The 20,572-nt window shown below is 57.7% G+C and carries 21 protein-coding genes; 11 read left to right on the top strand and 10 right to left on the bottom strand.

Features of this window, described 5'->3' with window-relative positions; genetic code table 11:
• Window positions 1–793: 793 nt before the first annotated feature.
• Together ACKLKD_RS17815 and ACKLKD_RS17810 are read right to left on the bottom strand one after the other, a co-directional pair.
• A complete protein-coding gene (locus ACKLKD_RS17815; protein ID WP_042929850.1) occupies window positions 794–1,732 on the bottom strand; it encodes a DMT family transporter in 939 nt (312 codons plus the stop codon).
• Between the two features lie 163 nt (window positions 1,733–1,895).
• Window positions 1,896–2,069, bottom strand: a complete 174-nt coding sequence (locus tag ACKLKD_RS17810; RefSeq protein ID WP_002898708.1) for a general stress protein — start codon at window positions 2,067–2,069, stop codon at window positions 1,896–1,898.
• A gap of 87 nt (window positions 2,070–2,156) precedes the next feature.
• Here ACKLKD_RS17810 and ACKLKD_RS17805 point away from each other — a divergent pair, with 87 nt between their 5' ends.
• The 3 genes from ACKLKD_RS17805 (at window position 2,157) to ACKLKD_RS17795 (ending at window position 3,350) form a co-directional block, all read left to right on the top strand.
• Window positions 2,157–2,288, top strand: a complete 132-nt coding sequence (locus tag ACKLKD_RS17805; protein WP_042929851.1) for a hypothetical protein — start codon at window positions 2,157–2,159, stop codon at window positions 2,286–2,288.
• 217 nt (window positions 2,289–2,505) lie between these two features.
• Window positions 2,506–3,102: an NAD(P)H:quinone oxidoreductase gene (gene wrbA / locus ACKLKD_RS17800; RefSeq protein ID WP_025714360.1), complete on the top strand. Its 597-nt coding sequence runs from the start codon at window positions 2,506–2,508 to the stop codon at window positions 3,100–3,102.
• A 20-nt stretch (window positions 3,103–3,122) separates the two neighbouring features.
• The gene (locus ACKLKD_RS17795) at window positions 3,123–3,350 is read left to right on the top strand and encodes a YccJ family protein (RefSeq protein ID WP_008805934.1); all 228 of its coding nucleotides are present in this window, start codon (window positions 3,123–3,125) and stop codon (window positions 3,348–3,350) included.
• A 134-nt stretch (window positions 3,351–3,484) separates the two neighbouring features.
• Here the strand turns inward: ACKLKD_RS17795 and ACKLKD_RS17790 are convergent, their stop codons facing one another.
• Together ACKLKD_RS17790 and agp are read right to left on the bottom strand one after the other, a co-directional pair.
• Window positions 3,485–4,162: a hypothetical protein gene (locus ACKLKD_RS17790; protein WP_025714361.1), complete on the bottom strand. Its 678-nt coding sequence runs from the start codon at window positions 4,160–4,162 to the stop codon at window positions 3,485–3,487.
• Between the two features lie 170 nt (window positions 4,163–4,332).
• Window positions 4,333–5,580, bottom strand: coding sequence for a bifunctional glucose-1-phosphatase/inositol phosphatase (agp, locus tag ACKLKD_RS17785; RefSeq protein WP_080924457.1), 1,248 nt, complete (start codon window positions 5,578–5,580; stop codon window positions 4,333–4,335).
• 152 nt (window positions 5,581–5,732) lie between these two features.
• Between agp and ACKLKD_RS17780 the strand changes: the two genes are divergently transcribed.
• Both ACKLKD_RS17780 and ACKLKD_RS17775 read left to right on the top strand, forming a co-directional pair.
• Window positions 5,733–6,182: a winged helix-turn-helix transcriptional regulator gene (locus ACKLKD_RS17780; RefSeq protein WP_025714363.1), complete on the top strand. Its 450-nt coding sequence runs from the start codon at window positions 5,733–5,735 to the stop codon at window positions 6,180–6,182.
• Window positions 6,183–6,297: 115 nt separating this feature from the next.
• A complete protein-coding gene (locus ACKLKD_RS17775; protein WP_080924456.1) occupies window positions 6,298–7,086 on the top strand; it encodes an SDR family NAD(P)-dependent oxidoreductase in 789 nt (262 codons plus the stop codon).
• 20 nt (window positions 7,087–7,106) lie between these two features.
• Here ACKLKD_RS17775 and ACKLKD_RS17770 read toward each other — a convergent pair whose 3' ends face one another.
• The gene (locus ACKLKD_RS17770; RefSeq protein WP_025714365.1) at window positions 7,107–7,328 is read right to left on the bottom strand and encodes a hypothetical protein; all 222 of its coding nucleotides are present in this window, start codon (window positions 7,326–7,328) and stop codon (window positions 7,107–7,109) included.
• Window positions 7,329–7,583: 255 nt separating this feature from the next.
• Here ACKLKD_RS17770 and ACKLKD_RS17765 point away from each other — a divergent pair, with 255 nt between their 5' ends.
• Complete coding sequence (locus ACKLKD_RS17765) at window positions 7,584–7,706, top strand: small membrane protein (RefSeq protein ID WP_002898600.1); 123 nt, start codon at window positions 7,584–7,586, stop codon at window positions 7,704–7,706.
• A gap of 127 nt (window positions 7,707–7,833) precedes the next feature.
• Here the strand turns inward: ACKLKD_RS17765 and ACKLKD_RS17760 are convergent, their stop codons facing one another.
• The 3 genes from ACKLKD_RS17760 to ACKLKD_RS17750 form a co-directional block, all read right to left on the bottom strand.
• A complete protein-coding gene (locus ACKLKD_RS17760) occupies window positions 7,834–9,216 on the bottom strand; it encodes an APC family permease (protein ID WP_087805459.1) in 1,383 nt (460 codons plus the stop codon).
• Window positions 9,206–9,388: a hypothetical protein gene (locus ACKLKD_RS17755; protein WP_420061980.1), complete on the bottom strand. Its 183-nt coding sequence runs from the start codon at window positions 9,386–9,388 to the stop codon at window positions 9,206–9,208. Before ACKLKD_RS17755 ends, ACKLKD_RS17760 begins: the two co-directional genes overlap by 11 nt.
• A gap of 181 nt (window positions 9,389–9,569) precedes the next feature.
• Complete coding sequence (locus ACKLKD_RS17750) at window positions 9,570–10,991, bottom strand: glutamine synthetase family protein (protein ID WP_008805927.1); 1,422 nt, start codon at window positions 10,989–10,991, stop codon at window positions 9,570–9,572.
• A 225-nt stretch (window positions 10,992–11,216) separates the two neighbouring features.
• Between ACKLKD_RS17750 and puuD the strand changes: the two genes are divergently transcribed.
• The 4 genes from puuD to ACKLKD_RS17730 all read left to right on the top strand — a co-directional run bounded on the left by puuD (window position 11,217) and on the right by ACKLKD_RS17730 (window position 15,617).
• Window positions 11,217–11,969, top strand: coding sequence for a gamma-glutamyl-gamma-aminobutyrate hydrolase (puuD, locus tag ACKLKD_RS17745; protein WP_165931820.1), 753 nt, complete (start codon window positions 11,217–11,219; stop codon window positions 11,967–11,969).
• A gap of 25 nt (window positions 11,970–11,994) precedes the next feature.
• A complete protein-coding gene (gene puuR / locus ACKLKD_RS17740) occupies window positions 11,995–12,552 on the top strand; it encodes an HTH-type transcriptional regulator PuuR (RefSeq protein WP_002898590.1) in 558 nt (185 codons plus the stop codon).
• A gap of 294 nt (window positions 12,553–12,846) precedes the next feature.
• Entirely contained in the window at window positions 12,847–14,334 is a 1,488-nt protein-coding gene (puuC, locus tag ACKLKD_RS17735) for an aldehyde dehydrogenase PuuC (RefSeq protein WP_087805457.1), read from the top strand.
• A gap of 2 nt (window positions 14,335–14,336) precedes the next feature.
• The gene (locus ACKLKD_RS17730) at window positions 14,337–15,617 is read left to right on the top strand and encodes an NAD(P)/FAD-dependent oxidoreductase (RefSeq protein ID WP_080924454.1); all 1,281 of its coding nucleotides are present in this window, start codon (window positions 14,337–14,339) and stop codon (window positions 15,615–15,617) included.
• Here the strand turns inward: ACKLKD_RS17730 and ACKLKD_RS17725 are convergent.
• On the bottom strand, window positions 15,614–16,576 hold the full coding sequence (locus tag ACKLKD_RS17725; protein WP_165931821.1) for a LysR substrate-binding domain-containing protein: 963 nt from the start codon (window positions 16,574–16,576) through the stop codon (window positions 15,614–15,616). The two genes, ACKLKD_RS17730 and ACKLKD_RS17725, sit on opposite strands and share 4 nt — an antisense overlap.
• 82 nt (window positions 16,577–16,658) lie before the next feature.
• Between ACKLKD_RS17725 and ACKLKD_RS17720 the strand changes: the two genes are divergently transcribed.
• Window positions 16,659–17,744, top strand: coding sequence for a tartrate dehydrogenase (locus ACKLKD_RS17720; RefSeq protein ID WP_025713857.1), 1,086 nt, complete (start codon window positions 16,659–16,661; stop codon window positions 17,742–17,744).
• Window positions 17,745–17,792: 48 nt separating this feature from the next.
• Here ACKLKD_RS17720 and ptsP read toward each other — a convergent pair whose 3' ends face one another.
• The gene (ptsP, locus tag ACKLKD_RS17715; RefSeq protein WP_025713858.1) at window positions 17,793–20,294 is read right to left on the bottom strand and encodes a phosphoenolpyruvate--protein phosphotransferase; all 2,502 of its coding nucleotides are present in this window, start codon (window positions 20,292–20,294) and stop codon (window positions 17,793–17,795) included.
• Window positions 20,295–20,572 lie beyond the last annotated feature (278 nt).

The raw sequence follows: 20,572 nt of genomic DNA, 5'->3' as shown, positions 1-20,572 counted from the left end.
CGGGCCGAGGCAGCGTCCGTGCAAAACACGGCCCTCAGCCCGCATCCATGCGGGCTGCCCCGGCCTTCCGGGAACGTCTCAGCGATGTTGAGGCCGTCAGCACCGGCAGTTTCAGCAGCCCCAGGACCCGCGGTGATTTTGGGATGTAGGCCGGGCAAGGCGTGAGCCGCCGCCCGGCATAAAAGCGACGCCGCGCCTGATGCCATCGCCCGGCGGCGCTGCGCTGGCGCGGGCCGACTGACCGTCAGGGCTGGATAATTCGATAGGGTTTTCGGTTAGCAATGGTTTCGCCCCGGAAAAACGGTTGTTCTGTGTTATTTCCGGGCAGATGGCGCTCCCGATAGGTCTTCTGCGTTATGCCTCTCCTGGCGCAGGGAGCGCACAGGGGGCGGCCAGTCGCCGCCGCCCCCTGTACCCCCGGGCTCCGGCCAGCAAAATCGCCACTGCGCGGTGCCTTCGACTTATCCCTGCAGGCTTCGGGTCGGGCCGAGGCAGCGTCCATGCAAAACACGGCCCTCAGCCCGCATCCATGCGGGCTGCCCCGGCCTTCCGGGAACGTCTCAGCGATTTTGAGGCCGCCAACACCGGCAGTTTCAGCAAGAAAGGTGAATAAATTAACGGCAGGTCGCACGAACGTAGGCCGGGCAAGGCGTGAGCCGCCGCCCGGCATAAAAGGCAGCTCTGTGCCTGATGCCATCGCCCGGCGGCGCGGCGCTTGCGCAGGCCTGGAGACAATCAGAGCCGGACGAGCACCAGCCAGAATAAGCGCTGCTGTAGGATCAGATGCGTAAAATTATGGCTCGCGGCGATCGGCCAGGTCCGGGAGCGGCGGCGCATCGTCATTCGTTGCAATCTGCGGCGGCGATTTGCGCTTCCACTTCAGCTCGCTCACCAGTACCCCCGCAAGGATAAAGACGCAGCCGAGGAGGGCCAGCAGCGGCAGACGTTCGCCGGCCAGCCGGCCAAAAATACCGGCCCATACCGGTTCCCCGGTATAGATAAGGGTGGCCCGCGTCGGCGAGACGCTACGCTGCGCCCAGTTCATGGTCACCTGAATGATCGCGCTGAAAATCCCCAGCCCCAGCGCGACGCCGAGCAGTGTCGGCGTCAACGGCGGAACCACCTCACCGGCCGGCTTCATGGCGGCGAAAGCCACCAGCGACGCAGTCGCCAGCTGCACGACCGTCACCCGGCGGACATCGACTTTCCCGGCCCAGGCGCTGATAAGGATAATCTCCGCCGCGATCGCCACTGCGCTCGCCAGCGTGATTATCTCCCCCACGCCAAGCGCCAGCAGATTATTTTCCGGCCCGGCCAGCAGGATCAAACCGATAAAGGCCAGCACAATCCCTATGCAGGACATCACCCCCGGCATACGGCCCAGACACAGCCACTGCAGCAGCGGCACCAGCGGCACATACATCGCCGTGATAAAGGCAGATTTACTGCTGGAGATCGACTGCAGTCCCCAGGTCTGCAGGCCATATCCCAGGGCAATCGCCACGCCAATCGCCACCCCCGCTTTCACCTCCAGCCACGTCAGACCGCGCAGAGTGCGCAGCGAGAGCAGGCCCACCGCCAGCGCGGCGGTCGCGAAGCGCAGACCGACAAAAAACAGCGGCCCGCTGAGGCTCACCGCATACTGCACGGCGAGAAAGGTTCCTCCCCAGAACATGGTGATCATGATGAGGAGCACTTCCTGGCGGGTAATGGAGAATTTTAACAAAGACATAAGACAGCCATGACGATTAACGGGCGACCAGTGTGCAATCCGCCCGGCGGGAGTGCAACCACCGACAGATAAAAAAACCGCCGGCAGATGCCGGCGGCGAGGGGCGATGCGGTTGGGTCGGGGAGATTAACACCGCATCAAAGAGAACCGTGCGGGCCGCACGTTAACTCTCACGACTACCGTGACTGTTTTTACCCCCTTTTTTGCCAGCCTCTGAGGCGCGCTGAGGGTCATTTTTAAAATTCCCCCCGCTATGCTGGCCACCTTTACGTCCTGCTTCTGATGCTCTTTCACGGTCTTCAGCAAAGTTACCTGAGCCGCCACGATGGTTTGCCATTACTGACCTCCATTAGGTTAGACATCATAGTGCATTACGCGGGAGCGGCGATGCCGCTGTCGTACCGCGTACCTATAAGGTTAGTGAATGACGGCTGCTGACGGCGGCAAATGTAATATCCAGAAACAAACCCGGGCGAAAAAAGTCCCTTCGCGCCGCGAACGGCTCCTAACCACCTCTACTGACGGAGAAAAAATAGTCGGCAAAAATGTATCCTGATGCTACACCCCTGCCGCAGCGGCCAGAATAACGAAAGCATAGCTTCCCTCTTCTCTGCCGCTCAGGCCGCGCTGTGCAAGGAAAAGTAAATAACGCTTTGTCATTTTGTTATAAATCAAATAAATGCCTGTTGGATTTGCACTCTCCGACAGAGGCTTTATCTTTAAAGGTAACCAGCCATTTGGCTGGCTTATAACGCAACCGAGGAGTGATGGAAATGGCTAAAATTCTGGTGCTTTATTATTCCATGTATGGACACATTGAAACCATGGCTCACGCCGTCGCCGATGGGGCGAACCGGGTGGATGGCGTTGAGGTGGTTGTGAAGCGCGTGCCGGAAACCATGCAGGCTGAAGCATTTGCCAAAGCAGGCGGGAAAACGCAAAACGCGCCCGTCGCCTCGCCGCAGGAGCTGGCAGAGTATGACGCCATCATCTTTGGTACCCCGACGCGTTTCGGCAACATGTCCGGACAGATGCGCACCTTCCTCGATCAAACCGGCGGCCTGTGGGCGTCCGGCGCCCTGTATGGCAAAATCGCCAGCGTGTTCAGCTCAACCGGCACCGGCGGTGGCCAGGAACAAACGATCACCTCAACCTGGACGACGCTGGCCCACCACGGCATGATCATCGTCCCGATCGGCTATGGCGCCCAGGAGCTGTTTGATATCTCCCAGGTCCGCGGCGGCACCCCGTATGGCGCGACCACCATTGCCGGCGGCGACGGCTCACGTCAGCCGAGTGAGGAAGAGTTAGCCATTGCCCGCTATCAGGGCGAACATGTCGCCAAACTGGCCGTTAAAGTCCACGGCTAATCTTCTGCAGGAGGAGCACTATGCCAACTCAAGAAGCAAAAGCACATCGCGTCGGCGAATGGGCAAGTTTACGTAACACCTCGCCGGAGATCGCCGAAGCGATTTTTGAAGTCGCCCATTATGATGAAAAATTGGCGGAGCAAATTTGGGAGGAAGGCAGCGACGAAGTACTGGCGCTGGCCTTTGCCAAAACCGATAAAGATGCGCTGTTCTGGGGTGAACAGACGATTGAGCGTAAAAACGTCTGACGTCGATCACCTAATGCGGGCTTCAGGCCCGCATATTCCCGGATGAAGTTGGTCATAACTGACCTTATCCCCTTGACAACATTTTGAATGTTGGCAGGCATTGTTATTGATTGTCTCGCTAAAAAAATAGCCATTTAAAGCGTATTATGGTTGCCGGTTATGACGCGTGCAAACCGTGAATGATACCTTACCGGGATCGGCAGTATATAAAAATTCCCATTATCCCTGTCAATCACCCCGTAAAAAATAACATCACCGACATCTGCAACGACTCGTAAAGTGCTACATTCAAAATACTGCATTTTTCCCGCACTGGTGACTATCTTTCCCAGGCCGTCAATATTGTTCAACTCTACGCTCTTGGTTCTGCGCAATGAGTGCATACTGATCTTTATCAAACCATTAGCCCTTATTATAGTAAGACAACGAAGCGTAAACTTCCTATATTTAATACACCTTGCCGAATAGGTTTTATAACAAAAGTCCTGTAATCGGTATTTGTATTTTTTAAAGATAAAAATAACTGCCGGAAATACAATTAAAAATGCAAGCACAGATTCAACAGAATAACCAAGAAGCATAAAGAACATAATAAAGGATAAAAAAATTGAGATGCTCATCACAATATTAAATCGGCGTGCAAACTTACACTTGTCGTCAACCTTGAACCATTTCATGGTTTTTGTTTTTTGTATATTATCCTTCAATAAATATCTTAAATAATTTTTCAGCAAGTACGCTCTAATTGTACAAGCTTCAGTCTTAGTAAGCTCATAATTAACGCTTGAATATATCATCCATGAATCACTCATAAACCATCCATAATATAAGTCTATTGTTTCACATGCCCTCTTATTTCTCAATAAATTATGTGCATCCTCACTGAAAATATCAACACATTAACGTACAGACTATCCACGTAGATAATTTTCAGCATATTACCATCGAGCATAAACCCGGATTGCTCCGGGTTTTTTTTACATTATTTCGCCGCCTCGTTGATCACCTTTTTGAAGGTCTCCAGCGGGCAGAATCCCTGAGCGTCAACCGGGCAGCCGTTAAGCGCCAGCGTGACCCGCTGCGGCGGGGACTGCAGGGTTAACGCGTCGGCGTTACGCAGCTGCTCGGTACTTTGATAGACATACTCAATCTTCATCAGATCGCGATTGCTGCCGCTGTCGTGCCAGCGCTGAAACAGCAGTTTACCGCCGATGGGCGTGCGCTCGTACTGGCCGGGCAGTTGATAGGGCTTGAAGTCCAGGGCCGTCAGCAGCGAAGCGATATTCGAGTCGTGCCCCACCAGCAGCGTGACTTTCGCCTTGTTGGCGTCTTCACCCACTAAAGCGTTATCGATATATTTGACCAGCGGTTTGGCGACGTTTTGCGCCACCGCCACCGAGGTAAACAGACTATCCTGATAGCCGTTTTTCAGCTTCGACAGCACCTGCCACTGCTTATCGCTGGCGATCTCCCCCCACGCCACCTGGTCTTTCGGGAAACCTTCATAATATTGCAGGGTGAAGGCGTCCACCAGCGAGTTACCCACCTTCAGCGGCCCGGTCACGCCCGGCTCCTGCTGATAACCAGCGCTAAAGGTATCCTTACCCTCGCTCAGGGAACAGACCTGCTTCTCTTTGCAGGAGGGCGAGTTGCGGTAATCGATCATCGTCTCCAGCAGCTTGTAGCTCTCGGTCAACTGCATCCCCTGGCGCTCTTTTTCCATCGCCTGCAGCGCTTTCTCGCGAAACGCCGGGGAGTCGTCGGTAATAACCGGGTTGAAGGTCGGATCCATGGTGCCCATCTGCGGCTGGTGATGCACTGCAATGCCGCAGCCAGGGAACGCGCCGGTGATAAAGAACTGCGCGGTGGCAACGGTGCGCTGCAGGCTGTTGGCATAGGCGTAAACCGCGTTTTCCGGCGGGCACTCGCCGCTGGTCACCAGCTTCTGCTGCGCCAGCCATTCGCGCATATAGTGGCCCATATAGACTTCCAGCACCCCGCCTTTGGTGGTCAGCTGGCCGCCCGGCACATCCCACTGCGGCCAGGCTTTCGCTGTCGACTGCTCCAGCACGCTGCCGTTATTGGCCAGCGGCGCACGCAGGTTGTGACGGCTCATGATCAGCACCTGCTGCAGCTGATACCCCTCCGGGGCGGCAGTGTCCTGCGCCTGAGCGCCAGCGGATAACATCACCGCGCCCGCTATGGCGGCGGCAAGTAGACGTTTTTTCATCCCTTCATCCTTAGTCATTTATTATCATCGCGTTAATTGTGACGGATTTATGACATATTTCCTGGTAATCGCTCGCAAACTTAGACCGCAGCCGAAAATTTCCCCTGCCGGGCAAATAGTTTTATAATGAAACAATTAACCTGGAGGCCTTCGTGAAACGTACCCGTCTGGAAAACAGCTGTTGCCCTATAGCCCGCTCCCTCGATGTTATCGGCGACTGGTGGTCGCTGCTGATCGTCCGCGATGCCCTGCGCGGGGTGCGCCGTTTTAGTGAATTCCAGAAAAATCTCGGCATCGCCAAAAATATGCTCGCCGGGCGGCTGAAAATGCTGGTGGATGAGGGTATCCTGCGCCTGCAGCCGGCCTCCGACGGCAGCGCCTGGCAGGAGTATGTCCTGACCGACAAGGGTCGCGCCCTGCAGACAGTGCTGGTCGCCCTCTCCCAGTGGGCAGACGACTATCTTTTTGACCCGAACGAACCGGCGACCCGGCTCATTGACCGTCAGCAGCGCCAGCCCCTGCGTAAGCTGGTCCTGCAGGCGGCCGATGGCCGTGAGCTGGCCCCGGCAGACATCACGATTGCTATTCCGTTGCACGACTAATCGCTGCTCACGGCAGGCAAAAATAAAAAAAGCCCGGCAAAATAGTTGCATTATTAAACCACTTATTCCATGCTCAACTTGGTTTAATAATAAAACCTTTTACGAGGCTCTTCCCATGACCCAACCATCGCACACTGCTTTTATCACCGGCGCGTCCTCAGGTATCGGCGCGATCTATGCTGAACGACTCGCCGCCCGCGGCTACGATCTGATCCTCGCCGCCCGCCGTGAAGACCGGCTGCAGGCGCTCGCCGATCAGCTACAGTCACGCTTTGCCATCCAGGCCAGCATCCTCAAAGTCGATCTCAGTGAGGAGCAAGGCATTGCCGCTGTAGAGCAACGTCTGCAACAGGATCCCGCCATCGATCTGTTTATTAACAACGCCGGCACAGCGAAAATGGCAGGCTTCCTCGCCAGTACACCGCGCGAGCATCAGGCGATTCACACGCTGAACACCACGGCGCTGCTGCGTCTGAGCTATGCCGCGCTGGCGGCTTTCGCTCCCCGAGGTCGCGGTACGCTGATCAATATTGCCTCTATCCTCGCGCTGCATACGCTGCCAGGTAGCGCGGTCTACAGCGCCAGCAAAGCCTGGGTGTTGAGCTTTACCCGCGGTCTGCAGGATGAGTTTGCCGACAGCGGCGTGCGTATTCAGGTGGTATTGCCGGCGGCGACCGCCACCGATCTCTGGCCGACTTCCGGGGTGGCGCTGGATGCCCTGCCCAGCGGCACGGTGATGACCACAGAGGATCTGGTGGACGCCGCCCTCCGTGGACTGGCGTTGGGGGAGAAGGTCACGTTACCGCCGGTTCATGACCTGAAACTGTGGGATACTTATGAGCGGGCCAGGCTGGCGCTGTTTACCACCGCCCGAACCGGGGAGCCGGCGCCACGGTATCGCTAACCAGCACCTCGCGGCGGTGGTTACTCCGGTAGCGGAACCGCCGTCAGGGTACAGATCGCCTCGTGCTCCCCGCCGCGGCGATCGGTTATCATCACCTTATCGCCCGCTTTTTTACCTTCACAGGGTTTGAGAACCTGCTCCACGATCCGCTCGCGGCTCGCCTGACGTTCACTTTCAGCCTGACTGGCGAAGGCGGTTAGCGCCAGCACCACGCCCAGCAGGCCGAGGGTTTTCTTATACATGTCTTACTCTCAGAACATTCTCATTCGCCGTCAGCGTAACCCTCTGTACGCCATACTTCTGTAAAATCACTTAACGGAGTGTTACGTCATTTCAGGTGAAACTCCGGCGGTCACATTCGTGCGGGAAATATATTATCACAACCCCGGCGGCGGTTATTCTCGCGATGAGACGTCATCTTTCAGACATATCCCGATGTTATCTTCAATCGCGCCCTGTATCTTTTTCCCTTTCTAAACAGAATATTAGGTTGGTCTATGTCGGGTCTTATTCTCTTTATCGTCGCGGTGGCGCTGCTGGGCGTCGCCATTTACAGTCTGGTGTCGTACCTCAAAGAGCGGCGCGCCAGTCAGTTGCCTGTCCATAAAAAGAAGAAATAATACCTTCCGTTCCCTGCCGTTTTCTGCAGATTTCCTGACGCGCCTGTACGGTCCCTTACTGTCGCCAAAACGAAGGCAGGCCCATGAGCCTGCCTTCATTCAACGCCTGGATTCGCCTTTATGACTCTCAGGCCTGCTCCGCTTTCGTCGCATCAAACTGCGGCGGCGGTTTACGAAAGCGCCGGGTCAGATAAGTCAGATACAGCAGGCCAAGCGCCGCCCACACCAGACCGAGCGTTAGCGAGGTAGCCTCGAGGTTGATCCACAGCACGCCCACGGTCAACGCCCCCACCATCGGCAACAGCAGATAGTGCAGACGATCCTTCCAGGTCTTGTTGTAGCCCTTGCGCCGCCAGAAGTGGTTGAACACCGACAGGTTAACGAAAGTAAACGCCACCAGTGCGCCAAAGTTGATCAACGCCGTGGCGGTCACCAGGTCGAAGAACAGCGCTGACAGCGCAACGATACCCACCATAATCACGTTCAGCGCCGGGGTACGCCATTTCGGGTGCACATAGCCAAAAATGCGCTCCGGGAAGACGTTGTCGCGGCCCATCACATACAGCAAACGAGAGACGCTGGCATGGGAGGCCAGGCCCGACGCCAGGGTGTTAACAAAGGTGGTGCACAGGAAGATCGACTGGAACAGCTTGCCGCCCACGTACAGCGCAATCTCCGGCAGCGCGGCATCGGGATCTTTAAAGCGATGAATATCCGGAAAGAACAGCTGCATAAAGAACGACGCGACAATGAAAATAATACCGCCGTACATCGCGGTAAGAAAAATTGCTTTCGGGATCACCCGCGCGGCGTCAGGGGTCTCTTCCGACAGGGTGGTCACGGCGTCGAAGCCGAGAAACGAGAAGCAGACAATGGTCGCCCCGGTGATAATCGGGATCAGGTGCGCATTCTGGCTGATAAACGGCTGCAGCGACCAGACGGTCCCCACCCCTTCGCCTTTGTGCAGCCCCTGCACCACCAGAATAATAAACACCACCATAATCGAGATCTGCACCAGCACGAACAGGGTGTTGAAGTTGGCCACCAGGTTAACGCTTTTCAGGTTCGCAGCGGTCAGAATAGCGACAAAGGTCACTACCCACACCCACGGCGGCACCTCCGGGAACAGCGCCGAAAGGTAGATCTTCGCCAGCAGGACGTTGATCATCGGCAGGAACAGATAATCGAGCAACGACGACCAGCCGACCATAAAGCCAACGTGCGGACTGATGGATTTTTGCGCGTAGGTATAGGCGGAACCGGCTTCCGGGAACTGACGCACCAGTTTGCCGTAGCTGATGGCGGTGAACAGCACCCCGGCCAGCGCCAGCAGGTAAGACGCCGGTACGTGGCCATTGCTGATGCCGGAGACGATGCCGAAGGTATCAAACACCGTCATCGGCGTCAGATAGGCCAGCCCCATCATCACCACTTGCCAGAGTTTGAGGGATTTACGCAGACGCGGTCTGCCCGCCTGAGCGGCGTTATGCGCAGGAAGATTAATAGCCATCGCCCATTCCCCCCTTGCTGATAACAGTTTGCGGGCCCAACGTCCGCGTGACAAACCTGCTTAGCAAAGGGGTAAGGCGTAGATAAAAGGGTAAGACGGACCGGTGAGCGGTAGCTGGCTGGCATCCAATGCGGCCTGAGCGGCCTCCCTCTCCCTGCGGATATTTGAACATCTGCATCATCTCATTTCCTCGTCACACACTGTGTCGTTAACTGAAGCCCCGTTGCCGCCTGCGCTCCTTAACGCGACATCCGGGAAATGGCTGGGCTCCCAGCAAAAAGGACGACCAGGCTCCGCTCAGGCCGTATGATGCTACTGATTACCAAACTCATGGGCCCCTCGCGGGGCGACCATTAGGCGTTTTTCAACATCCACTCGATTTCGGTTTCTGTGATAAGACGCTCAAACTGCAGTAATTCATCATGCTTACAGGCATGGAAAACGTGGCAGAAACGCTCGCCGAGGCGCTCGCGCAGATGATCGTTCTGCATAAACTCCCACAGCGCGTCGCTCTGACGGATCGGGAACGGCAGGCCCTCTTGTTCCAGACCGTTACCCTCCACCTCTTCCTGCAAAGGCAGCTGGGGGTTATCCAGCCCGTGCAGAATGCCGGCAAAAATCGCCGCCATCACCAGATACGGGTTGGCGTCCGCCCCCGCCACGCGATACTCGACGCGGTGGTTCTGCCGCTCGCCGCACGGAATACGCAAGGCCACGGTGCGGTTGTTATGCCCCCACGAAGCCTGCGTCGGGACGTACATCCCCGGCTGGAAGCGGCGATACGAGTTCACGTTCGGCGCCAGCAGCGCCATCGAGGCCGGCATCAGATCGATCATCCCGGCCAGCGCGCGTTTGAGCAGCACAGAGTCTTCCCCGTCGCCGTCCACCAGCACGTTTTCCCCTTTATTGTTCAGCATGCTGATGTGGATGTGCATCCCGCTGCCCGCATGCTCTTCATAAGGCTTCGCCATAAAAGTGGCGTGCATCTTATGCTTCTCCGCCATTAAACGCACGAGACGTTTTAACGCCAGCGCATCATCGCAGGCATCCAGCACGTTATCGGTATGGTGAAGGTTGATTTCAAACTGGCCCGGCGAGGCTTCCGCCACCGCGCCGTCGGCGGGGATCAGCTGCAGTTTGGCCAGCTCGTCGATGTCATAAAGCACGTCGGCAAAGTGGTTCAGGTTATCGACGGAGTAGACCTGGCTTTGGGTGTTGCGATCGTCGGTGCCCGGCGCGCACGGCGGCTGGAGGTAGCCTTCGGCGTCGCGTTTGCGGTCCAGTAAATAGAACTCCAGCTCTACCGCTACCACGGGGAACAGCCCGCGCTGGCGCAACTGCTGCCAGAGGCGGTTGAGTACGTTCCGCGGCTCAACGTCAAAGGGAGCGCCATCTTCATCAACCATGGTCAGCTGTACCTGGGCTATCGATTGTGGGTCAGCCGCCGAAGGCGTTAAGGTGCCGGGTACCGGAATGCAGCTGCGATCCGGTTCGCCCATATCCTGACCCAGGCCGGCCTCTTCCACCACATTGCCAAGAATATCCATTGCAAACACCGAGGCCGGGAAATAACAGCCTTTCTCCAGTTTGCTCAGGCCGGCAACCGGAATGCGCTTGCCGCGGAAGCAGCCGTTCAGGTCGGTAAGGAGGACATCGACATACTGGGTATCGGGGTAGGTTTCGAGGTAGCGCTTCACTTCTTTCGCGAACGCGCTGACCCGTCTCTCTTCCGTCTGCTGAACAAAATTCTCTACTTCTACGATATTGGTTTCCATGATTCACCGCCGTTGGTTTGGTTTCGGCCCTGCACTCAGGCCGTTAAATATAATGTCCACCCCATCGACTGTGTATGCAAATAAATTGTTTGTCAAATGTTAAATTAAGTTTGCAAAGGGCTATTTCCACTGCTAGATTGAGAAAATATTGAACGATATGGCCGTTAAACCCGCTATAGCGGTCATAATTTAGTCCACTTTGTGAGGGCGATCATGGAAAATATAATGTACAAGCCAGTTATTGGCGTCGTGATGTGTAGAAACAGGCTTAAGGGTCACCAGACCCAGACTCTGCAAGAAAAGTACCTGAATGCCATTGTTAACGCCGGCGGACTGCCGATCGCCCTGCCGCATGCGCTGGCGGAGCCGGAGCTGCTGGATGCGTTAGTCGATAAACTGGACGGGATTTACCTGCCAGGCAGCCCCAGTAATGTGCAGCCGCACCTTTATGGTGAAAACGGCGATGAGCCTGACGCCGACCCCGGGCGTGATCTTCTGAGCATGGCGCTGATTAACGCCGCGCTCGAAAGGCGCATCCCCATTTTCGCCATCTGTCGTGGACTGCAGGAACTGGTTGTCGCCACCGGCGGGACTCTGTATCGTCGTCTGTTTGAGCAGCCTGAGCTCCTTGAACATCGTGAAGATCCTGAACTGCCCGTCGAGCAGCAGTATGCGCCGTCCCATCAGGTTGAGGTTCAGGAAGGAGGATTGCTGTCGCAATTGATACCGGGCTGCAACACGTTTTGGGTAAACTCGCTACATGGGCAAGGGGCAAAAACCCTGAGCCCGCAGCTGCGCGTGGAGGCGCGAGCGCCGGATGGACTGGTGGAAGCGGTCAGCGTGAACGATCATCCTTTCGCGTTGGGCGTACAGTGGCATCCTGAATGGAACAGTAGCGAATACGCCCTGTCGCGTATGTTGTTTGATGGTTTTATCACCGCCTGTCAGGGCCATCATGCTGAAAAGCGGCGGCGCTGACCACTACCGTTAAGGAAATGCAAATATGAGCGATGACGGACTGGCGCCAGGGAAGCGTCTGTCAGAGATCCGCCAACAGCTGGGTCTCTCGCAGCGTCGTGCCGCCGAACTGTCTGGGTTAACACATAGTGCCATCAGCACCATAGAGCAGGACAAAGTCAGTCCTGCCATCAGTACGCTGCAAAAGCTGCTGAAAGTCTATGGGCTGTCGCTCTCGGAATTCTTTTCTGAACCCGAAAAGCCGGACGAACCCCAGGTGGTCATTAATCAGGATGACCTGATTGAGATGGGAAGTCAGGGCGTTTCCATGAAGCTGGTTCATAACGGAAATCCGAACCGTACGCTGGCGATGATTTTTGAAACTTACCAGCCTGGAACCACGACCGGGGAGAGAATTAAGCATCAGGGTGAGGAGATAGGCACCATACTGGAAGGTGAGATCGTGCTGACCATTAACGGTCAGTCGTACCACCTGGTGGCTGGACAAAGCTATGCCATTAATACCGGCATCCCGCACAGCTTCAGCAACACCTCGGCAGGTATCTGCCGCATCATCAGTGCCCACACCCCCACCACTTTCTGAATATTTAGCCTGAACCAGGTTCAGGCTTTTTTCAGGCCTGCGGCGGCGGAAATTTTATTTTCGTCGCGGCGAAGAACTCGTAGTAATAACGCCTGCGCCGTACGGAATATTATTTCCTGCTGGCCCTGAAATAATTAACGCCAGTGCATGGCGACGCGCTCCTGAACTATTCAGGGGAATAAAACGGTATTCAACTCCGGGGATACGCTATGCCCTGCGCCCGGCGCAGTGCCCTCGTGCAGCCTGAATACGCCGAACTGATTAATTTGCCGATAATGTTTTTAAGGAGTCATGATGAATTTTCAGCACCTGGCTTACTGGCAGGAAAAAGCGAAAAACCTGGCCATTGAAACGCGCTTATTTATTAACGGCGAATATTGCGCCGCGGCCGATAATACCACCTTTGAAACCATTGACCCTGCCGCGCAACAGACATTAGCCCAGGTCGCCCGCGGTAAAAAAGCCGACGTTGAGCTGGCGGTAAAAGCCGCGCGCCAGGCTTTTGATAACGGCGACTGGTCGCAGGCGTCCCCCGCACAGCGTAAAGCGGTTCTCACTAAATTTGCCGACCTGATGGAAGCCCATCGCGAAGAGCTGGCGCTGCTGGAAACGCTGGATACCGGCAAACCGATCCGCCACAGTCTGCGCGACGATATTCCCGGCGCCGCCCGCGCCATTCGCTGGTACGCCGAAGCGCTGGATAAAGTTTATGGCGAAGTGGCCCCCACCGGCAGCAACGAGCTGGCGATGATCGTTCGCGAACCGATTGGCGTGATCGCCGCGGTGGTGCCGTGGAACTTCCCGCTGCTGCTGGCCTGCTGGAAGCTTGGCCCGGCGCTGGCGGCGGGCAACAGCGTGATCCTCAAACCCTCGGAAAAGTCGCCGCTCACCGCCCTGCGTCTGGCCGGGCTGGCAAAAGAGGCCGGCCTGCCGGACGGGGTGCTGAACGTGATCAGCGGCTTTGGTCATGAGGCGGGACAGGCGCTGGCCCTGCATCCCGATGTCGAAGTCATTACCTTCACCGGATCCACCCGCACCGGCAAGCAGCTGCTGAAGGATGCCGGCGACAGCAATATGAAGCGCGTGTGGCTGGAAGCCGGCGGCAAGAGCGCCAACATCGTCTTCGCCGACTGCCCGGATCTGCAAAAAGCGGTCAGCACCACCGCCGGCGGCATCTTCTACAACCAGGGCCAGGTCTGCATCGCCGGGACCCGCCTGCTGCTCGAGGAGAGCATCGCCGACGAGTTCCTGGCGCGGCTGAAAGCCGAGGCGCAACACTGGCAGCCAAGCAACCCGCTCGACCCGAACACCACCATGGGGATGCTGATTGACAATACCCATGCCGACAACGTGCATAGCTTTATTCGCGGCGGTGAAAGCCAAAGCACCCTGTTCCTCGACGGGCGTAAAAATCCGTGGCCTGCCGCCGTCGGTCCGACCATTTTCGTTGACGTCGACCCGGCCTCTCGCCTCAGCCGGGAAGAGATCTTCGGCCCGGTATTGGTGGTGACGCGCTTCAAAAGCGAAGACGAGGCGCTAAAGCTCGCCAACGACAGCGACTACGGCCTCGGCGCCGCGGTGTGGACCCGCGATCTCTCCCGCGCCCACCGCATGAGCCGTCGCCTGAAGGCCGGTTCGGTCTTCGTCAACAACTACAACGATGGTGATATGACCGTTCCGTTCGGCGGCTACAAGCAGAGCGGCAACGGGCGCGATAAATCGCTGCACGCGCTGGAAAAATTCACCGAACTGAAAACCATCTGGATTGCCCTGGAGTCTTGATCATGACTGAACATACCACTAGCTACTACGCTGCCAGCGCCAACAAGTATGAACCGTTCCCAACGCTGGACGAATCGATAAGCTGCGACGTCTGCGTTGTCGGCGGCGGCTACACCGGCCTCTCGTCCGCCCTGCATCTGGCCGAAATGGGCTACGACGTGGTGGTGCTGGAAGGAGCGCGCATCGGCTTCGGCGCCAGCGGCCGCAACGGCGGTCAACTGGTTAACTCCTACAGCCGCGATATCGACGTCATTGAGAAAAACTACGGCCCGGATGCAGCGAAAATGCTCGGCAGTATGATGTTCGAAGGCGGCGATATCATCCGCGAACGGATCCAGCGTTATCAAATTCAGTGCGATTACCGCCCGGGCGGCCTGTTCGTGGCGATGAACCATAAACAGCTGGAAACCCTGGAAGAACAGAAAGCCAACTGGGAGCGCTACGGCAACACCCAGCTGGAGCTGCTGGACAGAGAGGCCATTCGTCGCGAAGTGGACAGCGACCGCTACGTCGGCGCCCTGCTTGACCACAGCGGCGGCCATATTCACCCGCTGAACCTCGCCATCGGCGAAGCGGACGCCATTCGCCTGAACGGCGGCCGGGTGTATGAGCAGTCGCCGGTCACCCGCATCCAGCACACCAGCCCGGCGGTGGTCAGTACCGCCCGCGGCCAGGTCACTGCCCGCTACGTGATCGTCGCCGGTAACGCCTATCTTGGCGATAAACTGGAGCCGGAGCTGGCGAAACGCAGCATGCCGTGCGGCACCCAGGTGGTCACCACCGCGCCGCTGTCGGAAGAGTTAGCCCGCTCGCTGATCCCGAAAAACTACTGTGTGGAAGATTGTAACTACCTGCTGGACTACTACCGTCTGACCGGCGACAACCGCCTGCTGTACGGCGGCGGCGTGGTCTACGGCGCCCGCGATCCGGACGACGTTGAGCGGCTGATTATGCCGAAGCTGCTGAAGACCTTCCCGCAGCTGCAGGGGGTGAAAATTGACTATCGCTGGACCGGCAATTTCCTGCTGACCCTGTCGCGGATGCCGCAGTTCGGGCGTCTCGATAAAAATATTTACTACATGCAGGGCTACAGCGGCCACGGCGTGACCTGTACTCATCTGGCCGGACGCTTGATTTCAGAACTGCTGCGCGGTGACGCCGAGCGCTTTGACGCTTTCGCCAAACTGCCGCACTACCCGTTCCCGGGCGGCCGCAGCCTGCGCATTCCCTTTACCGCCATGGGCGCCGCCTACTACAGCCTGCGCGACCGACTTGGCGTTTAATCGCCTGCGCCGACGGCCCTGGCCGTCGGCGCCTGCTGCGGGTAGTGCTGCTGAAAATAGTGACGCAGAAACTCCACGGTAGTGCGAATTTTGGCTGAGGTGGCCAGCCGGGAGACATACACCGCCCAGACGTTGGCCGGTTGCCAGTAGTCCGGCAGCACCTGCACCAGATGCCCGCTGGCGATATTCTCCCTGACGTCCCACCACGAGCGCAACGCAATCCCCTGCCCGTCCAGGCACCACTGATGCACAATTTCACCATGATTGGAGGAGAGCGGCCCGGTCACTTTGATGGCGTGCTGTCCCTCTTTGCTGTGCAGTTGCCACACGCCGAACGGCCGGTCGCGCTCTTTGATCACCAGGCAGGGTAACGCGGCCAGATCGCTGAGCTGTTTTGGCAACGGATAGCGGGTAAACAGTGCCGGCGCGGCGCACAGAACGCGTTGATTAGTCGCCAGCTGGCGGGCAATCAGATTCGGCGCGATATCGTCGCCGACGCGAATATCAAGATCCACCCCTTCACTGGCCAAATCCACCAGCCGATCCTGGACATCAAAACGCAGCTCCAGCTGCGGATACTGGCGGGCCAGCGCCGACAGCGCCGGGGCCACTACCCGACGACCAAAGCCGAAGCTACTGATGATCCGCAGCGTCCCCTGGGGGACCTCGCGCACGTCGGAGAGTTCGTCCATCATCTCATCGACATCCTGCAGAATGCGCTGCGCCCACTCGTAGATCCGCTCTCCCTCCTCGGTGATAGCCACCCGGCGGGTAGTGCGGTGCAACAGCCGCACATTCAGAGTTTGTTCCAGCAGGGAGAGGCGCTTGCTGACGAAAGCTGGCGACACGCCAAGCTCTTCAGCGGCAACGGCAAAGCTGGCCCGGCGGGCAACCAGCATAAAGACACGCAGGTCATTCAGCAGCGGCAGATTATTCATGATCTGTGTTTTATGTTTCACCAGTTAGCGTGATTAATTATGAAACAGTCAATTATAGGATAGGCAGCGGGTCAAACATCATCGCTAAAAAGTGAGAACCGCTATGAAAAAAACCTGTCGCATCGCCGCCATTCCCGGCGATGGCATTGGTAAAGAAGTGCTTCCGGAAGGGATCCATGTCCTGCAGGCCGCCGCAAGGCGGTGGGATCTGTCGCTCAGCTTCGTGCCGCTGGACTGGGCAAGCAGTGAGTACTATGTCCGTCACGGGAAAATGATGCCCGACGACTGGCGCGAGCAGTTGCAGGGCTGCGACGCTATCTACTTCGGTGCCGTCGGCTGGCCGGATACCGTCCCCGACCACATTTCGCTGTGGGGTTCGCTGCTGAAGTTCCGCCGTGAGTTCGATCAGTACGTCAACCTGCGTCCGGTACGCCTGTTTCCCGGCGTCCCCTGCCCGCTGGCGGGGAAAAAAGCCGGTGATATCGACTTTTACGTGGTGCGCGAAAACACCGAAGGCGAATACTCCGCGCTGGGCGGGCGCGCCAACGAAGGCACCGAGCATGAGCTGGTGATTCAGGAGTCGGTCTTTACCCGTCGCGGCGTCGACCGTATCCTGCGCTACGCTTTCGAGCTGGCGCAAAGCCGCCCGCGTAAGACGCTAACCTCGGCGACCAAATCCAACGGTCTGGCCATCAGCATGCCCTACTGGGACGAGCGGGTGGAGGCGATGGCTAAACACTATCCCGAGGTCCACTGGGACAAACAGCATATCGATATCCTCTGTGCCCGCTTCGTGCTGCAGCCGGAGCGGTTTGACGTGGTAGTGGGTTCCAACCTGTTCGGCGATATCCTCTCTGACCTTGGCCCAGCCTGTACCGGCACCATCGGCATTGCGCCGTCGGCCAATCTCAATCCGGAACGCATCTTCCCGTCGCTGTTCGAGCCGGTTCACGGCTCCGCGCCGGATATCTACGGTAAAAATATCGCCAATCCGCTGGCGACGATCTGGGCCGGGGCAATGATGCTCGACTTCCTTGGCAACGGCGACGAGCGCTACCGCGCCGCTCACGATGGCATCCTGGCGGCAATCGAACAGACGATCGCCAGTGGTCCGAAGACGCCGGATATGCAAGGAACAGCGTCTACCCGGCAGGTCGGGGAAGCAGTTTGCCTGGCCTTAACCCAATAAGGCATAGCCGCCCCGGTTCACGCTGTGCCACCGGGGCGGCTTACCGGCTTAAAGCTCCAGCTCACGCTGGAGCAACGTCGCGATAGCCTCGCTGCTCTCTGCGGATACCAGCGCCTGGCGGAACTCGGCGTGCATAATGCGCCGCGCCAGCCGTGAAAAAATGCGCATATGCTGGTCACCCGCCGAGTGCTTGTTCAGCGTCAGCATGATCACAAACTGCGCCTCTTCATCGCCCCACGCCACCGGCTGGGCCAGCCGGGCAACGCTGATGGTCGACTGCTCAATATGCTCGGATTTACTATGCGGAATGGCAAAGCTAAAACCCAGTCCGGTGGAGAACACCGCTTCGCGGGCCCACAGATCAGCCTCCAGCTTGCGCGGATAGCGACAGCGTCCGGCCAGCAGCAGATTGTCCGTCATCCCCTTCAACACCTCTTCCTTGCTGCGCCAGTCGCTGTTAAGGGTGATGCACTGGCGGCTAATCAGCGGCACATCCTGCTGGCGCATGCGGAACTGGGCCAGCAGATGCTCCACTTCCAGCGAGGTACGACACTGCATGGCCTGATTCAGCAGCTGGCGGCAGGCGCGGCTGTCCAGCTGCGCCAGACGCGCCTTGGTCGCCGGGATCGCCGGCGCGCTCATGCTCAGCTCATCTAAACCGAGACCGACCAGCAGCGGCAGTACCGAACCTTTGGCTCCCAGCTCGCCGCACAGGCCAATCCATTTCCCCTGGCGGTGTACCGCCTGCACGGCATAGTCCAGCGCGCGTAGAAAGGCTGGATTGAGGCTATTGTAATGGCGCGTCACTTTTGCGTTATCACGGTCGACAGCCAGCAAATACTGCGTTAAGTCGTTGCTGCCGATGCTAAAGAAATCCACCTCTTCGCAGCACTGATCGATGATAAACATCACCGACGGCACCTCCAGCATAATGCCCAGCGGGATCTTTTCATCAAAGGGGATCTGCTCGGCACGCAGCGACTGTTTGGCCTCCGCCAGCCGCTCTTTCACCCACAGAATCTCCTCCATTGAGGAAATCATCGGGATCATAATCTTCAGCGAGCCGTGCGCCGAGGCCCGCAGGATCGCCCGCAGCTGGGTATGAAACAGCGCCTGGTACTCTTCATAAATGCGCACCGCGCGGTAGCCGAGGAACGGATTGTTTTCTGCAGGGATGTTGAGATAGGCCACCGGTTTATCGCCGCCGATATCCATGGTGCGCACAATAATGCTGCGCCCGGCGGCCGGCTCCAGCGCCTGGCAAAAGATGTTGTAGAGTTCGTCTTCCGATGGCGCGCCCGGCCGGTCCATATACAACATCTCCGTGCGGAACAGACCAACCGACTGCGCGCCGTGGTTAAACGCCGCCACCGCTTCTACCGAATGAGCGATATTGGCCGCCACCTCAAGGCGGATACCGTCTTGCGTCTGTCCGGCTTTATCCAGCCATACCTGCTGCTGTTGCTGCATTTGCGCCTGTACCCACGCCTCCTGTTGATAGTAGCGCGCCACCGCCGGACTCAGGTCGACCACCAGCAGCCCGGCGTTGCCGTCAATCTGCACCTGGGTATCGCCCCACGGCAGCACCGCGTCCAGGTCTACCCCCACCAGGGTTGGGATATTGAATGAGCGGGCAAGGATCACGGTGTGCGACGTGGTGCCGCCGCTGCGCAGCAGCAGTCCTTTGAGATGCGTTTTATCCAGTTCCAGAAACTGGCTAGGGGTGAGCTCGTCGGCAAGGCAAATGGCGGCCTCCCGCAGCTGGCCCGGCGCCGGGAAACGGGCTTCGCCGTAGATATGCTGCAACAGCTGGAAGCAGACATCACGCACATCCAGCACCCGCTCCTGTAGATAGCTGTTGCCGGAATCGCGGAACTGGGCGCAGAAGTGGTCGCTGGTGGCGACGATCGCCTGGGCGCAGCTGAGACCGGTGAGGATCCCGCCGAGCAGATGCTGGCGCAGCGAGGCATCCGTCGCCAGCGAACGATGAGCGTCCAGGATAGCGCTGGCGGTGCCGTCATTGTCCAGCAGCCGCAGTTCGATATCTTTCACCAGCAGGCGCAGGCCGTTATCCAGTGCCGCCTGCTCCTGTTCAGGACTGCTGGCGACAGGCAGTTCGCCCAGCTCGTGCAGATCGCGGGATTTGAGATGAATCAGCTTGCCCCCCGCGCTGCCGGCACAGACCGGGCGGGCATGGAACAGCGTTGGGTTCAGCCTTGAGAGGGACGCCGGCACCGGCTGGATGTCCAGCGCCTGAGCCGTGGGCAGCGGTGCGTCGCAATGGGGAAACTCATCCCGCATGAAGGCCGTCAACGCGGCGAACGCCTCAGCTTCATCCTCCCCGTTGATGATCAACTGACAGGCGTCGCCTTTCAGGGTATTCGTGCCGATGATGGCCAGCGCGCTTTTGGCGTTTCCCCCCGTTTCACCGCGCAGATTTCGCCATTCAATCGCCGCGATAAAACGGTTGCATAGCGTTTCGACCAGACTGGCCGGACGCGCATGCACGCCGTTGGGCAAATCACATATAAATTCAATGACCAGAGCCATCGCCTTCCTCCTGAGCAATCCATTATTTCCCCAAAAGGTAATGAAAGAAGAGGCCAGGGACTAGGTGATAAAACTGGCAATTACTGGACTATTGTACACACGATTCTTTTTTATGCCCGCCATCACAATTCCACCCTGTTAGCGCTCATCTTTCAGGTCACGACTAAGATTTGAGGTGGATCGCAATTCTTTTCTCACCTTACAAATATCCAGTAAATGCACTTTTTCTCTACTGTTTTATGCGGCGCCCTTTTTCTAATGTTGAGCCATCAATACTG

The organism is Klebsiella sp. 10982 (assembly GCF_048589245.1).
Taxonomy (GTDB): domain Bacteria; phylum Pseudomonadota; class Gammaproteobacteria; order Enterobacterales; family Enterobacteriaceae; genus Klebsiella; species Klebsiella quasivariicola.
The sequence above is the reverse complement of the archived record's forward strand: the minus strand, read 5'-3'. Positions and strand labels throughout refer to the sequence as shown.

Coding starts and splice junctions, on each gene's coding strand:
- ACKLKD_RS17775 (WP_080924456.1), top strand. CDS start 6,298: ATGACCCAACCATCGCACACTGCTTTTATCACCGGCGCGTCCTCAGGT.
- agp (WP_080924457.1), bottom strand. CDS start 5,580: ATGAAAAAACGTCTACTTGCCGCCGCCATAGCGGGCGCGGTGATGTTA.
- puuC (WP_087805457.1), top strand. CDS start 12,847: ATGAATTTTCAGCACCTGGCTTACTGGCAGGAAAAAGCGAAAAACCTG.
- wrbA (WP_025714360.1), top strand. CDS start 2,506: ATGGCTAAAATTCTGGTGCTTTATTATTCCATGTATGGACACATTGAA.
- ptsP (WP_025713858.1), bottom strand. CDS start 20,294: ATGGCTCTGGTCATTGAATTTATATGTGATTTGCCCAACGGCGTGCAT.
- ACKLKD_RS17810 (WP_002898708.1), bottom strand. CDS start 2,069: ATGGCAAACCATCGTGGCGGCTCAGGTAACTTTGCTGAAGACCGTGAA.
- ACKLKD_RS17730 (WP_080924454.1), top strand. CDS start 14,337: ATGACTGAACATACCACTAGCTACTACGCTGCCAGCGCCAACAAGTAT.
- ACKLKD_RS17815 (WP_042929850.1), bottom strand. CDS start 1,732: ATGTCTTTGTTAAAATTCTCCATTACCCGCCAGGAAGTGCTCCTCATC.
- puuR (WP_002898590.1), top strand. CDS start 11,995: ATGAGCGATGACGGACTGGCGCCAGGGAAGCGTCTGTCAGAGATCCGC.
- ACKLKD_RS17765 (WP_002898600.1), top strand. CDS start 7,584: ATGTCGGGTCTTATTCTCTTTATCGTCGCGGTGGCGCTGCTGGGCGTC.
- ACKLKD_RS17720 (WP_025713857.1), top strand. CDS start 16,659: ATGAAAAAAACCTGTCGCATCGCCGCCATTCCCGGCGATGGCATTGGT.
- ACKLKD_RS17790 (WP_025714361.1), bottom strand. CDS start 4,162: ATGAGTGATTCATGGATGATATATTCAAGCGTTAATTATGAGCTTACT.
- ACKLKD_RS17770 (WP_025714365.1), bottom strand. CDS start 7,328: ATGTATAAGAAAACCCTCGGCCTGCTGGGCGTGGTGCTGGCGCTAACC.
- ACKLKD_RS17795 (WP_008805934.1), top strand. CDS start 3,123: ATGCCAACTCAAGAAGCAAAAGCACATCGCGTCGGCGAATGGGCAAGT.
- ACKLKD_RS17805 (WP_042929851.1), top strand. CDS start 2,157: ATGACGGCTGCTGACGGCGGCAAATGTAATATCCAGAAACAAACCCGG.
- ACKLKD_RS17760 (WP_087805459.1), bottom strand. CDS start 9,216: ATGGCTATTAATCTTCCTGCGCATAACGCCGCTCAGGCGGGCAGACCG.
- ACKLKD_RS17750 (WP_008805927.1), bottom strand. CDS start 10,991: ATGGAAACCAATATCGTAGAAGTAGAGAATTTTGTTCAGCAGACGGAA.
- puuD (WP_165931820.1), top strand. CDS start 11,217: ATGTACAAGCCAGTTATTGGCGTCGTGATGTGTAGAAACAGGCTTAAG.
- ACKLKD_RS17755 (WP_420061980.1), bottom strand. CDS start 9,388: ATGTTCAAATATCCGCAGGGAGAGGGAGGCCGCTCAGGCCGCATTGGA.